12 protein-coding genes are annotated in these 13,282 nt (G+C 46.5%); all 12 read left to right on the top strand.

What is annotated here, in order from left to right:
* The first annotated feature begins 1 nt into the window (after position 1).
* The 12 genes from nuoE (at position 2) to FTU19_RS12955 (ending at position 13,117) form a co-directional block, all read left to right on the top strand.
* On the top strand, positions 2-511 hold the full coding sequence (gene nuoE / locus FTU19_RS13010; protein WP_004785086.1) for an NADH-quinone oxidoreductase subunit NuoE: 510 nt from the start codon (positions 2-4) through the stop codon (positions 509-511).
* Positions 508-1,839 carry an NADH-quinone oxidoreductase subunit NuoF gene (gene nuoF, locus FTU19_RS13005; RefSeq protein WP_180131502.1) on the top strand — a complete coding sequence of 444 codons (1,332 nt, stop codon included), beginning with the start codon at positions 508-510 and terminating at the stop codon, positions 1,837-1,839. Before nuoE ends, nuoF begins: the two co-directional genes overlap by 4 nt.
* Before the next feature lie 11 nt (positions 1,840-1,850).
* Positions 1,851-4,529, top strand: a complete 2,679-nt coding sequence (gene nuoG, locus FTU19_RS13000) for an NADH-quinone oxidoreductase subunit NuoG (protein ID WP_180131500.1) — start codon at positions 1,851-1,853, stop codon at positions 4,527-4,529.
* A gap of 3 nt (positions 4,530-4,532) precedes the next feature.
* Entirely contained in the window at positions 4,533-5,543 is a 1,011-nt protein-coding gene (nuoH, locus tag FTU19_RS12995) for an NADH-quinone oxidoreductase subunit NuoH (RefSeq protein WP_180131498.1), read from the top strand.
* An 18-nt stretch (positions 5,544-5,561) separates the two neighbouring features.
* Entirely contained in the window at positions 5,562-6,104 is a 543-nt protein-coding gene (gene nuoI, locus FTU19_RS12990; protein ID WP_004785079.1) for an NADH-quinone oxidoreductase subunit NuoI, read from the top strand.
* Positions 6,104-6,622, top strand: coding sequence for an NADH-quinone oxidoreductase subunit J (gene nuoJ / locus FTU19_RS12985; RefSeq protein WP_171056685.1), 519 nt, complete (start codon positions 6,104-6,106; stop codon positions 6,620-6,622). Before nuoI ends, nuoJ begins: the two co-directional genes overlap by 1 nt.
* Positions 6,622-6,930, top strand: coding sequence for an NADH-quinone oxidoreductase subunit NuoK (gene nuoK / locus FTU19_RS12980; RefSeq protein WP_004280769.1), 309 nt, complete (start codon positions 6,622-6,624; stop codon positions 6,928-6,930). The genes nuoJ and nuoK overlap by 1 nt, the downstream gene beginning before the upstream one ends.
* A complete protein-coding gene (gene nuoL / locus FTU19_RS12975) occupies positions 6,927-8,816 on the top strand; it encodes an NADH-quinone oxidoreductase subunit L (protein WP_179993295.1) in 1,890 nt (629 codons plus the stop codon). Before nuoK ends, nuoL begins: the two co-directional genes overlap by 4 nt.
* A 1-nt stretch (position 8,817) precedes the next feature.
* A complete protein-coding gene (gene nuoM, locus FTU19_RS12970) occupies positions 8,818-10,431 on the top strand; it encodes an NADH-quinone oxidoreductase subunit M (protein WP_004785072.1) in 1,614 nt (537 codons plus the stop codon).
* A gap of 3 nt (positions 10,432-10,434) precedes the next feature.
* Positions 10,435-11,979 (top strand): NADH-quinone oxidoreductase subunit NuoN, encoded by a 1,545-nt coding sequence (gene nuoN, locus FTU19_RS12965; RefSeq protein WP_004785070.1) that lies wholly within the window; start codon positions 10,435-10,437, stop codon positions 11,977-11,979.
* Between the two features lie 123 nt (positions 11,980-12,102).
* Positions 12,103-12,738, top strand: a complete 636-nt coding sequence (upp, locus tag FTU19_RS12960; protein WP_004785068.1) for a uracil phosphoribosyltransferase — start codon at positions 12,103-12,105, stop codon at positions 12,736-12,738.
* An 85-nt stretch (positions 12,739-12,823) separates the two neighbouring features.
* The gene (locus FTU19_RS12955; protein WP_004785065.1) at positions 12,824-13,117 is read left to right on the top strand and encodes a cold shock domain-containing protein; all 294 of its coding nucleotides are present in this window, start codon (positions 12,824-12,826) and stop codon (positions 13,115-13,117) included.
* Positions 13,118-13,282: the final 165 nt, after the last annotated feature.

The following is a 13,282-nucleotide window of genomic DNA, read 5'->3' as shown; positions in this document are numbered from 1 at the left end:
TATGATGATTTTGACTGATAAAAAGCCACGTGTGAATGTTGAAGGGATTTTAACTTCGGAAGAAATCCACGAAATTGAACATCACATTGGGCATTACCCTTACCCACGTGCAGCGTGTCTTGATGCGCTGAAGTGTGTACAACGCCGTAATGGCTGGGTAGACGATGCTCAAATGAATGCCATCGCGCAAATGCTCAGCATGAGCCTTGCCGATTTGGAAGGGGTTGCAACGTTCTATAACCGTATTTACCGTCAGCCAGTGGGTCGTCACGTAATTTTACTGTGTGACTCAATTGCATGTTTCTTGATGGGTGCGGAGACTTTAGCAGAAGCATTCCAGCGTGAATTGGGTATCCAGTTCGGCCAAACCACAGCGGATGGCCGTTTTACCTTGCTTCCAATTTGCTGCCTAGGTAACTGTGACAAAGGTCCAACCCTCATGATTGATGAAGACACTCACGGTCTCGTGGAAGTAACATCAATTAAACAGTTATTGGAGAAGTATGTATGAATACCGAACCAAAACCAATTTATGGCGACGGTAACCCGGAAACGCATCCACTGACTTGGCGTCTAAGCAAACAGGCGAATGTCCGTCACGTTGATGACTACGAAGCGCTTGAAGGCTATGCAGGCTTTAAAAAAGCCCTGTCTATGACACCGAAAGAAGTGCTGGAAGTTGTAAAAGCTGCAACCGTAAAAGGTCGTGGTGGTGCAGGCTTCCCGGCAGGGATCAAATGGTCGCTGATGGCGCCAAATGACAATTCAGGTCCACGTTACCTGATTTGTAATGCCGATGAGATGGAACCAGGTACTTTCAAAGATCGCCTGTTGATGGAAGATCTTCCTCACCAGCTGATCGAAGGTATGCTGATTGCAGCTTATACCCTTGAAGCAACTCAAGGTTATATCTTCATCCGTGGTGAATACATCGAAGCGGCGAAGTACCTGAACGAAGCACTTGAGCAGGTTCGTGCCAAAGGTTACCTGGGTGAAAACATCCTGGATTCTGGCTGGAGCTTCGAGTTACACGTGCATACCGGTGCGGGTCGTTATATCTGTGGTGAAGAAACTGCATTGATTAACTCGCTTGAAGGTCGCCGTGCAAACCCGCGTACCAAACCGCCATTCCCGCAGGTTGCAGGTGCTTGGGGTCGTCCTACAATCGTGAACAACGTAGAGACCTACAACAACTTGCCAGCAATCATGTTGCGTGGTCCAGAATGGTACATCGGTCTGTCTGCAGGTAAATCGAAAGATCCTGGCACAAAAATTTATGGTGCTTCAGGTAAGGTGAAATTCCCAGGTCTATGGGAACTGCCATTCGGTACCACTGCACGTGAAGTGATTGAAGAACATGCCGGTGGTATGCGTGACGGCCTGAAGCTGAAAGCATGGTTACCCGGTGGTGCATCAACTGACTTCCTGGCTGCCGAGCATATCGATCTTCCGATGGATGCGGAAAGCATCATGAAAGCAGGTTCACGTTTAGGTACCTGTCTATTGATGGTGGTTGATGAAACTCAATGTATGGTTTCAGCGACTCGTAACCTCGAAGAATTCTTTGCGCGTGAATCATGTGGCTGGTGTACACCTTGCCGTGATGGCTTACCTTGGGCGGTGAAAGCGCTTAAAGCACTTGAAGATGGTACTGGCAAGAAAGAAGATATCGATCACTTACAAGAACTGACTCGTAAGCTTTGGATTGGTAAAACTTTCTGTGCTCACGCACCAGGTGCTATGGAACCGTTAATGGGCGCACTCAAACATTTCCGTGGCGAATTTGAAGCGAAAGTCGTAAATGCTGCCGCTCAAACCCGCAACGTAGAACAAGCTTAAGGAATTCGACTATGGCTACAATTCATGTCGATGGAAAATCGTATGAAGTCAACGGCTCGGAAAACTTGCTGCAAGCATGTTTGAGTCTTGGCATCGACATCCCATACTTTTGTTGGCATCCATCCTTAGGTTCTGTCGGTTCTTGCCGTCAATGTGCTGTGACTCAATACGCGAATCCAGAAGATACGCGTGGTCGTTTGGTCATGTCATGTATGACACCGGCTGCTGACAATACCTACATCTCGATTGAAGACAAAGAAGCAAAAGATTTCCGTGCTTCTGTTGTTGAATTCTTGATGACCAATCACCCGCACGACTGTCCAGTCTGTGAAGAGGGTGGCCACTGTCACCTGCAAGATATGACTGTGATGACACAACATGACCGTCGTCGTTACCGGTTCACCAAGCGTACGCATTACAACCAAGAACTTGGTTCGTTCATTGCGCACGAGATGAACCGTTGTATCGCATGTTACCGTTGTGTTCGTTATTATAAAGACTATGCGGGCGGTACAGATTTCGGCGTATATGCGAACGCTTCTCGCGTTTATTTCGGTCGTCCGGAATCAGGTACTTTGGAATCTGAATTCTCAGGTAACCTGACTGAAGTATGTCCGACTGGTGTATTCACCGATAAGACTCACTCAGAACGTTATAACCGTAAATGGGACATGCAGTACGCACCAAGCGTATGTCATGGCTGTTCTTCAGGTTGTAACATCTCTCCGGGTGAGCGTTATGGCGAGCTTCGCCGTGTTGAAAACCGTTTCAATGGTGAAGTTAACCAATACTTCCTGTGCGATAAAGGTCGTTTCGGTACCGGTTATGTAAACCGTAAAGACCGTCCTCGTCAGCCACAGTTCCGTACTGGTACGAATGTAGAAACAGTTTCTGTTGATACCGCACTGGATACCGTAATTGCGAAAATCCAGGGCAAAAAAGTTCTGGGGATCGGTTCACCACGTGCATCTCTTGAAGCTAACTTCGCACTACGTGAGTTAGTTGGTCAAGACAACTACTCAACTGGTATGGCTCAAAAAGAGCAAAATTTGGTTGAGCTGGCTGCATCGATCATGCAAACCGAAGGTGTTTATAACCCGAACATGCGTGAAATCGAAAGCTATGATGCGGTACTCATTCTGGGTGAAGATCTGACTCAAACTGCGCCACGTATGGCTTTATCTGTTCGCCAAGCTGCGAAAAATAAAGGCAAGGAAATGGCTGCAGAGCGCCGTACCCAAGAATGGCTGGCTGAACCTGTACAACGTATTGCCCAAGATGCGAAATCTCCGATTTACATTCTGGCTGCAACACAAACACGTTTGTCTGACGTTGCGGAAGGTGAAGTGGTTGCTTCTCCAAATGACATCGCACGTTTAGGCTTCGCGATTGCTGCGGGTGTGAAAGGTGAAGTCATCACTGGTCTTGATGACGATGCGAAAGCATTTGCACAAACCATTGCAGATACGCTGAAAGCTGCCAAGAAACCACTGATCATCGCTGGTACAAGTCTACAAGACGCAACCATCATGGAAGCTGCTGCACAAGTAGCACAAAACCTGGGTAATGCGGGCTTGACCTTGACTGTTCCTGAAGTGAACTCAATGGGGCTGGCAATCTTCGGTGGTCAAAGCCTTGAGCAAGCATTTGCACAAGACTATGACACTGTCCTAATTGTAGAAAACGATCTTTACCGTCGTTTACCAGCGGCTCAGGTTGATGCTGCGCTTGCAGGCAAACAGGTGATCGTATTGGATCACTCTGAAACTGCGACTGTGAAGAAAGCGAACATCGTATTGTCTGCTGCCTCATTTGCTGAAGGTGATGGTACTGTCGTTTCTCAAGAAGGCCGTGCACAACGTTTCTATCAAGTGTATGACCCTAACTACTACAACCCGGAACTGGCAATCAAAGAATCTTGGCGCTGGTTACACGCACTGGAAACAGGCGTACAAGGCAAAGCGATTTCTTGGACTTTGCTGGATGACGTGATCGAGTCAGTGGCAAAAAACATTCCAGCGCTGGAAGGCATTCTGGATGTTGCACCTGATGCGGGCTTCCGTGTACATGGTCTGAAAGTGGCACGTGAACCACGTCGTTACTCAGGCCGTACTTCGATGCGTGCGCCATTGTCTGTCCACGAGCCGAAACAGCCAACCGATATCGATTCTGCATTAACATTCTCTATGGAAGGTTATGTGGGTAATGAAACACCATCTCCACTGATTCCATTTGCCTGGTCTGCAGGCTGGAACTCACCACAAGCCTGGAACAAATACCAGGATGAAGTGGGCGGTCACTTAAAAGGCGGTGATTCAGGCGTTCGTTTATTCGACCGTTTACCAAAGCGTCCAGCGCGTAGCTTCGTCGCACCAGCACCTGTGCTCGTAAATGCTGAAAGCTTCCGTCTGGTACCAATGCATCACATTTTTGCATCTGGCGAGTTCACCATTAAAACACCTGCCATGGAATCACGTATTCCGGATGCAGTATTTGCAGTGGGCGAACAGGATGCTACACGCTTGAACCTGCAAGACGGTCAGAAAATCACTGTGAAAGCAGGCGAGACTTCAATCGTTCTTCCTGTACAAGTGATTGAATACTTACCAACAGGTTATATTGGCTACCCAATTGGTCTTGCACCAACGGTATCTCTTGCAGAGCCTGTTTCAGTCGCGGTAGGAGCGTAATTCATGGAACAAGAATTAATCCGTCAAACGCCGCTGTGGGCTGAAAACTGGCCAATCGCCTATTCAGTACTTCAAGCGATCGTGATCTTACTGGTTGTAGTACTGATCGCTGCGTTGATGTCTTTTATTGAACGTCGTTTACTCGGCTTGTGGCAAGACCGTTACGGTCCGAACCGTGTAGGTCCGGGCGGTATGTTCCAGATTGTTGCCGACATGCTGAAAATCATGTTCAAGGAAGACTGGACACCAAAATTTGCCGATAAATTGACTTTCCGTATGGCTCCAGCAGTTGCGATGGCAACTGCGGTGCTGTCGTTCATGGTTATTCCTGTGTCACCTTATCTAGGTGTTGCAGACATGAGTATCGGTCTGTTGTTCTTCATGGCAATGGCAGGTATTGCGGTATATGCAGTACTATTTGGTGGTTGGTCTTCTAACAACAAATACGCATTGCTTGGTGGTCTACGTTCAGCAGCGCAAACTATTTCTTATGAAGTGTTCCTGGGTATTTCACTGATGGGTGTAGTGGCAATTGCCGGTTCATTCAACATGCGTGAAATCGTAGAAGCACAGAAAGATGTCTGGTTTATCATTCCTCAGTTCTTAGGCTTCCTGATCTTCGTGGTTGCAGGTGTTGCGGTAACTCACCGTCACCCATTTGACCAACCAGAAGCGGAACAGGAACTGGCGGAAGGTTACCACGTAGAATATGGCGGTATGAAATGGGGTATGTTCTTCGTTGCGGAATACGTGAACGTAGTACTGATCTCTGCATTGATCGTAACCCTGTTCTTCGGTGGCTGGTTAGCACCATTTGGTCTTGATTTCCTTCCACCCACATTCTGGTTCATTATTAAAACAGCATTCTTCGTAATGATGTTTGTATTGGCGCGTGGTTCTTTAATGCGTCCACGTTATGACCAGGTGATGAACTTTGGTTGGAAAATTTGCTTGCCATTGGCGTTGGTTAACCTTTTGGTGACTGGTGCTGTGATTCTGTTGAATCAGGCCTAAGACAGCAGGGAGAACAAAATGTTTAAATTTCTAGCTGGATTCGGGTCAATCGTTCGTACGTTGTTCATGGTCTTTACCCATGCAACGCGCAAACGTGACACCATTTTATATCCGGAAGTGCCAGCCGAAGAAATCGTGCCACCACGTTTCCGTGGTCGTATCGTGTTAACGCGTGACCCAGATGGCGAAGAGCGTTGTGTGGCATGTAACCTGTGTGCGGTTGCATGTCCGGTAGGCTGTATTTCACTACAAAAAGCAGAACGTGAAGATGGTCGTTGGTATCCGGAATTTTTCCGTATCAACTTCTCTCGCTGTATTTTCTGCGGTATGTGTGAAGAAGCATGTCCTACGACTGCGATTCAAATGACACCAGATTTCGAATTGGGCGAATATGTTCGTCAAGACTTAGTCTACGAAAAAGAGCACTTGCTGATTTCTGGTCCTGGTAAATATCCTGACTATAACTTCTACCGTGTAACTGGTATGGCAGTTGCTGGTAAGGACAAAGGTCAGGCACAGCGTGAAAGTGCGCCTGTTGATGTACGGAGTCTATTACCATGATGTGGCCATTTTATTTAATGGCCCTTGTGGCCATCGTCTCTACGGTTCGTGTGGTAACTAACACGAACCCGGTACATGCTTTATTAAGCCTGATCGTTTCACTCCTTGCTGTAGCAGGGCTGTTCCTGATCGTGGGTGCACCATTTGCGGGTGCGCTTGAAGTCATCGTTTATGCTGGCGCGATCATGGTGTTATTCGTGTTCGTGGTAATGATGCTGAACCTGGGCGAACAGACTGTCGCTCAGGAACGCAAATGGTTGACTTCATCAGCGTGGGCTTATCCGGCATTGATGAGCTTCCTGATTGGTCTGATCCTGGTTTGGGTACTTAAATCAGATTACGTGCAGCCTTCAATGGTCATGGGCACAGAAATGGTCGGTCCTAAAGCGGTAGGTCAATCACTCTTTACGCAATACTTATTGTTGGTAGAAGTTGCCGCGATGTTATTGCTTGCATCACTTGTTGCAGCATTCCATTTGGGTAAACGTGAACCAGGTGCAGAAGAGGAACAACAATAATGGGCAACATCCCTTTAGAGCATGGTTTGATCGTTGCATCCATTCTTTTTGCACTGGGTTTTTACGGTGTAATGGTGCGACGCAACCTGCTATTCATTTTAATGAGCCTTGAAATTATGATGAATGCTGCTGCTTTGGCATTCGTCTTGGCGGGCAGTGCATGGGCACAGCCTGATGGTCAAATCATGTTTATTCTGATTCTGACCCTTGCTGCGGCAGAGGCGTGTATCGGTCTTGCGATCGTCCTTCAGTTCTATCATCGCTTCCATCATCTGGATGTGGATGCTGCTAGTGAGATGCGCGGATGAGTTATTTATATCTAACAATTTTATTCCCGCTCATTGGCTTCGTCCTTTTAGCGGCAGGGCGTCATAAGCTTCCTGAAACAGTTGCAGCCATTATTGGTGTAGGGGCTGTGGGGTTATCGGCATTGTTCGCACTCATTGCGGGTATGGACTTTGTCAACAATGGTTCTACCGCGGTGGTGCAACCTCTTTGGACCTGGTTCAATGTCGGTGGTTTTGCACCGGGCATCAGCCTGCACCTGGACGGTTTGTCTCTGTTGATGCTGGGCATGGTGACAGGCGTTGGTTTCCTGATCCATATCTTTGCATCATGGTACATGCGCGGTGAACAAGACTTCGCACGTTTCTTCTCTTACTTCAACCTGTTCGTTGCAAGCATGTTATTGCTGGTACTGGGTGACAACCTGGCGTTGTTATTCCTGGGTTGGGAAGGTGTAGGTCTGTGTTCTTATCTGCTGATTGGTTATTACTACCAAAATCCTGCAAACGGTGTGGCAGCGATCAAGGCATTTACCGTTACCCGTATTGGTGACGTATTCCTGCTGATTGCCATGTTCTTGCTGTTCCAGCAATTCGGTACGCTAAATACTCAGTACATCGTAGAAAATGCTGCGACTGTGATGACTCAAAGCTCATCATTGACCATCTGGACTGCGTTAATGCTGTTCTTGGGTGCTGCTGGTAAATCTGCACAGATCCCGTTACAAACCTGGTTGGCAGATGCGATGGCAGGTCCGACACCTGTTTCTGCATTGATCCACGCTGCAACAATGGTAACAGCAGGTGTTTACCTGTGCTGCCGTCTGTTCACAGTATTTGAACTTGCACCTGAAGTGATGATGTTCATCTCAATTACTGGTGCGGTGACATTGCTGGTGGCTGGTTTTGCTGCATTGGTACAAACAGACATCAAACGTATTCTGGCTTACTCAACTATGAGTCAGTTGGGCTATATGTTTATGGCTGTAGGTGCTGAAGCATACCAGGCGGGTCTGTTCCACATGCTGACTCACGCATTCTTCAAGGCATTATTATTCTTGTCTTCTGGTGCGGTGATTCTGGCTTACCACCACGAACAAAACATCTTCAAGATGGGCGGTCTGTTCTACAAGAACAAATTCCTGTTTGCATGTTTCGCCATTGGTGGCGGTGCATTGGCTGCAATTCCATTCATCACTGTGGGCTTCTTCTCAAAAGATGCAATCCTGGGTGCGGTATGGGTACAAGGCCAATCAATTGCGGTTTACAGCACACTTTACTGGGTGGGTGTAATCGGTGCGTTCCTGACTTCGATCTATACATTCCGTCTGATCTGGGTGGTATTCTTCGGTAAAGAAAACACACCTTATCACGCAATCAAGGGTGTAACTTACTGGGGTCCATTGGCAATTCTTGCAGTACTTTCAACTTTCGTTGGTGCAGCATTAAAAGCACCTGTGGAAAGCATTTTAAATGCAGCTAAACTTCCTGCATTTGAAATTCCGGAAGCGCTTGAACATGGCATGCATACTGCAGAATACACAGCAGTAGGTATTGCACTGATAGGTCTTGCAATTGGCGTAGTGCTGTTTGCTTTTGCTTACAACGCTGTGAAATCTTTTGCGAAAACTTCTCTGGGTGCGGGCCTTGCAAACATCTGCCGTAATGCACTTGGTTTTGACAAGCTGTATGACATCGTTTTTGTGAAGCCTTATTTGTTCTTCGCGAAACTGTTCGGCCGCGATCCGATTGATGGCTTCTGGCTGGTGCTGCCTGCACTGGTTAAAGGTGGTCATAGCTTTACTAGTTCGCGTCAAACAGGTTCACTGCGTGAATATGCATCTAGTATGGGGCTCGGTGTCGTTGTCCTACTGATGATCTTGCTCGTGATTCAGGTAGTGGGGAAATAAAATGGAAGCTCCAAACAATATTATTTTGCCGGCTCTGATCCTCATTCCGTTCATTGCAGGTTTTATTTGCTGGTTGGTCGATAAACTCGACCAACACCTTCCGCGTTATATCGCGCTGATTGGTATGTTAGTAACGCTGGTCTTGACCATCGTCCTTTGGCAGTCGGGTACTTATAACTATGAACTTGGCGGTGCGGCTCCTACGTGGGCAGCCGAGTTTAAATTGCCTTGGATTCAAACCCTGGGCATTAACATTCACCTTGCGGTGGATGGTTTATCTTTACTGATGGTTGGCTTGACTGCACTCCTTGGTGTGCTGGCAGTAGGCTGTTCGTGGGGTGAGATTCAGAAAAACGTTGGTTTCTTCCACTTGAACCTTTTATGGTCTCTGGGTGGTGTAATCGGTGTATTCCTGGCGATTGACCTGTTCCTGTTCTTCTTCTTCTGGGAGATGATGCTGGTGCCGATCTACTTCCTGATCGCACTTTGGGGTCATAAAGGGGCAGAAGGCAAGTCACGTGTATATGCTGCAACCAAGTTCTTCATCTACACACAGGTAGCTGGTTTAGTCATGCTGATTGGTATCCTCGGTCTGGTGACTGTAGGCTACACCATGACTGGTCAAATCCGTTTCGACTACAACTACCTGATGGGTGTAGCGAACATGCTGGATACACAAGCGCCAGCAGTTGCTTATGCATTCATGATCTGTTTATTCATCGGTTTTGCGGTAAAACTTCCAGTTTTCCCATTACACGGCTGGTTACCAGATGCGCATGCACAAGCACCGACAGCGGGTTCTGTTGACCTTGCAGGTATCTTGATTAAGACAGCTGCCTACGGTTTGATCCGTTTCGTAATTCCATTCTTCCCGGCGGCTTCTGCACAGTTTGCAGACATCGCGATCATTTTCGGTTTAATCGGTATCTTCTACGGTGCTTGGTGTGCTTTCCAGCAAACCGATATGAAACGTTTATTGGCGTATACATCTATTTCACACATGGGCTTCGTTTTACTTGCGATTTATGCAGGTAACATCCTGACTTTCCAAGGCCTGATGATCATGATGCTGGCTCACGGTCTGTCATCTGCAGCGCTGTTCATTATGTGTGGTCAGGTGTACGAACGTGTTCATACACGTGATATGCGTTTGATGGGTGGTATTCGTGGTCAGTTCCCATACCTTGCATTCTTCCTGATGTTCTTCATCGCGGCGCTTGTCGGTATTCCAGGTCTAGGTAACTTCATTGGTGAGTTCCTGATCCTGATGGGTTCATTCGGTAAATTCCCTGCATTCACAATCCTCGCTGCAATCAGCCTGGTATTTGCGGGTCTGTACGGTTTGATTCTGATCCATAAAGCGTTGTTTGGTGTTCCAAACGAAGAGCAAAAACAGCACTACACAAATCCGTTAAAAGATTTAAATGCACGTGAAGTGGTAATTTTGCTGATCTGTGCATTTGGTCTAGCATGGCTTGGTCTATACCCACAAAGCTTCCTTGACGTTTCTAACTCAAGCATGGCGTGGTTAGCGAATAGCTACATTCCTGTGTCTGAAGCAGCTGATGCTGTGCAGCAAGCTGCCGTTTCAGCTGAAAATGTGGAGATCCAATAAGCCATGAACTTCACAATGTCTTTTTCTGAGCTTATGCCTCTAGCACCTGTGATGATCGTGTCATTGACTGCGATCGTCGTGATGTTGCTTACTGCAATTAAGCGTAACCATAACTTAGTTGCGACTACGACAGTCATTGGTCTAAACCTGGCGGCGTTGTACATTCTGTTCGTTCTGTTAGCGGGTCAATTTGCACCTGCCAATGTAATGAATCTGTTCCTCGTAGATCCGTTTACGATGCTGTATCAGTTTGTGATTATTGTGGCTGCACTGGCGTGCAGTACCTTGTCACATGCTTATATTGAAACCTATAAAGATAACCGTGAAGAACTATACATCCTGATGCTGACCTCCGTTGCCGGTGCGATGCTGATGGTGGCAAGTTCTCACTATGCATCTTTCTTCATTAGCCTTGAGCTCATGTCGATCCCTGTATACGGCTTATTGGCGTATACACATCAGCGTTCTCAATCGCTTGAAGCAGGTGTGAAATATCTGGTGCTTTCAGCAACTGCATCTGCAATGTTGTTGATGGGTATGGCATATGTTTATGCATATACAGGTTCTCTAAGCTTTGTCGCTGAACCAGGCAAACTGTTAACTGCATTCAGTCAACCTGCTGTAGTAATTGGTCTGGCACTGATCGTATTCGCTGTGGGCTTTAAACTGTCACTGGCTCCATTCCACAAATGGACACCAGACGTATACGCAGGTGCTCCAGCACCAGTTGCAACTTTCCTTGCAACTGTGTCTAAAGTGGCAATGCTGGGTCTGTTCGTACGTTATGTATTGTCTTCTGGCTTAATCCTGTCAGATAGCTTCGTAACTATCATCAGCGTGATTGCAGTACTTTCCATCATTGTAGGTAACTTGCTTGCAGTGAAACAGGTGAACTTGAAACGTATCTTGGCATACTCTTCAATTGCTCACTTCGGTTATGTACTGGTTGCGATCGTATCTGCACGTAATACTGACTTTTTACAGGTTCAAGGTTTCGCGACTTTTGAAAGTGTAAACGTCTATATCATCACGTATGTATTGACTACGATTGGTGCTTTCGGTGTGGTAACGCTGATGTCTAGTCCGTATAACAATACAGATGAAGCAGGTAGCCTGGCGGAGTACCGCGGTCTGTTCTGGCGCCGTCCAGTATTGACTGCTGTATTAACTGTGATGATGCTGTCTCTAGCAGGTATTCCATTAACAGCGGGCTTCATCGGTAAGTTCCTGGTAGTGAAAACTGCGGTAGCAGGTGAGTCTTGGTTCCTTGCTGCGATGGTCATCCTGGGTTCAGGTATTGGTCTGTACTACTACCTGCGTGTGATGGTTGTCATGTATATGACTCCACCAGAAACACCACGTCTTGATGCTGTAAATCACTGGGGACAAAAAGTCGGCGGTATCATGGTATTGCTTGTCGCATTACTGGTACTGGTGATCGGTGTTTATCCAGATCCGATCATTGCGCTGTCTCGCTATGCATTCTTCGCAATGTCGCCTGAATTACAACAGTTTATTTTCACTTTGGTTCAAAGTGGTTTTAACTAATTCAGCGCAAGTTTGAAGTTATTACAAAAAAGCCTCCACGATTGGGGGCTTTTTTAGTTAAACAAATCCGGAAAAGTCTTTATAATAGCGGAAATTTATCTTTAACCTTCTAGGTGTTCTCCCGTGGCAATCCATGAAATCCGTCATCCATTAATTCGACATAAACTCGGTTTACTGCGTCGTGCTGACATTAGTACCAAGAACTTCCGTGAGCTAGCTCAGGAAGTGACTATGCTTTTGACTTATGAAGCGACCAAGGATCTTCCTGTCGTTGAGCATGAGATTGACGGCTGGAACGGACCGGTAACTGTAGACCGTATTGCAGGTAAGAAAATTACTGTTGTGCCAATTCTACGTGCGGGCATTGGTATGCTGGATGGTTTCCTGAATCTGATTCCAAGTGCCAAAGTCTCTGTACTGGGTCTGGAACGTGATGAAGAAACCCTACAGGCACGTACTTACTATAAAAAACTAGTTCCAGACGTACAAAACCGTCTTGCGATGATCATTGATCCAATGCTGGCGACTGGTTCTTCTCTGGTTGCTGCGATTGACGTATTGAAAGCCAGCGGCTGTAAAGATATTCGTGTGATGGTATTGGTCGCAGCCCCTGAAGGCATTAAACGTGTTGAAGAAGCTCATCCAGATGTGGTGATTTTCACTGCGGCGATTGACCATGGCTTGAATGAAAATGGTTACATCGTTCCAGGTTTAGGCGATGCGGGTGACAAGATTTTTGGTTCAGTTCAAAAAGACTAATATTTTTGAAAGTGAACAGAAAAGGGGCTTTTACAGCCTCTTTTTTATATACTGAATACTGACAGATACAGAGAAGGGGACGTTTATGACTTCCGAGCAATACCAAGGAAAAGTAAAACAGTACAATCCAGAAAAAGGATTTGGTTTTATTTCTTCACCTGAAGGTGAGGTATTTTTTCATATCTCGGATTTCCCCGCCGATTCAGGTGAACCGAAGCGCAATGACCGGGTAAAATTCAATGTGGTCCAGAATGGGGATCGCTATAAAGCCATCAAGATTGAGCGTGTAGAAGATAAATCGAAGAAAGCCAAAAAAGCCAAAGCGGTAGCAGTCAATACTTCGATTACATCAGCACTATTGTCGAATTTAAAGCGTTAATTTTTGCCTGGAAAAAGATACAAAAGGAGGCTCTAGAGCATTGCTGTCCCACAATTTTTCACAAGAGGAAGCTCAAATGAGCTTCCTCTTGTTTTATGGGTATTTTATCGGGTGAAAATAAAGCTTTTAAAGTTCTTCTTTCAAACAAATTCACTTGAATTATTC

This window comes from Acinetobacter sp. YH12072, assembly GCF_013419565.1.
Classification (GTDB): domain Bacteria; phylum Pseudomonadota; class Gammaproteobacteria; order Pseudomonadales; family Moraxellaceae; genus Acinetobacter.
The sequence above is the reverse complement of the archived record's forward strand: the minus strand, read 5'-3'. Positions and strand labels throughout refer to the sequence as shown.

Excerpts from the sequence above, each read along its gene's own strand:
- nuoJ (WP_171056685.1), top strand. The coding sequence starts at position 6,104 with ATGTGGCCATTTTATTTAATGGCCCTTGTGGCCATCGTCTCTACGGTT.
- nuoL (WP_179993295.1), top strand. The coding sequence starts at position 6,927 with ATGAGTTATTTATATCTAACAATTTTATTCCCGCTCATTGGCTTCGTC.
- nuoI (WP_004785079.1), top strand. The coding sequence starts at position 5,562 with ATGTTTAAATTTCTAGCTGGATTCGGGTCAATCGTTCGTACGTTGTTC.
- nuoG (WP_180131500.1), top strand. The coding sequence starts at position 1,851 with ATGGCTACAATTCATGTCGATGGAAAATCGTATGAAGTCAACGGCTCG.
- nuoE (WP_004785086.1), top strand. The coding sequence starts at position 2 with ATGATGATTTTGACTGATAAAAAGCCACGTGTGAATGTTGAAGGGATT.
- nuoF (WP_180131502.1), top strand. The coding sequence starts at position 508 with ATGAATACCGAACCAAAACCAATTTATGGCGACGGTAACCCGGAAACG.
- nuoM (WP_004785072.1), top strand. The coding sequence starts at position 8,818 with ATGGAAGCTCCAAACAATATTATTTTGCCGGCTCTGATCCTCATTCCG.
- FTU19_RS12955 (WP_004785065.1), top strand. The coding sequence starts at position 12,824 with ATGACTTCCGAGCAATACCAAGGAAAAGTAAAACAGTACAATCCAGAA.
- nuoH (WP_180131498.1), top strand. The coding sequence starts at position 4,533 with ATGGAACAAGAATTAATCCGTCAAACGCCGCTGTGGGCTGAAAACTGG.
- nuoK (WP_004280769.1), top strand. The coding sequence starts at position 6,622 with ATGGGCAACATCCCTTTAGAGCATGGTTTGATCGTTGCATCCATTCTT.
- nuoN (WP_004785070.1), top strand. The coding sequence starts at position 10,435 with ATGAACTTCACAATGTCTTTTTCTGAGCTTATGCCTCTAGCACCTGTG.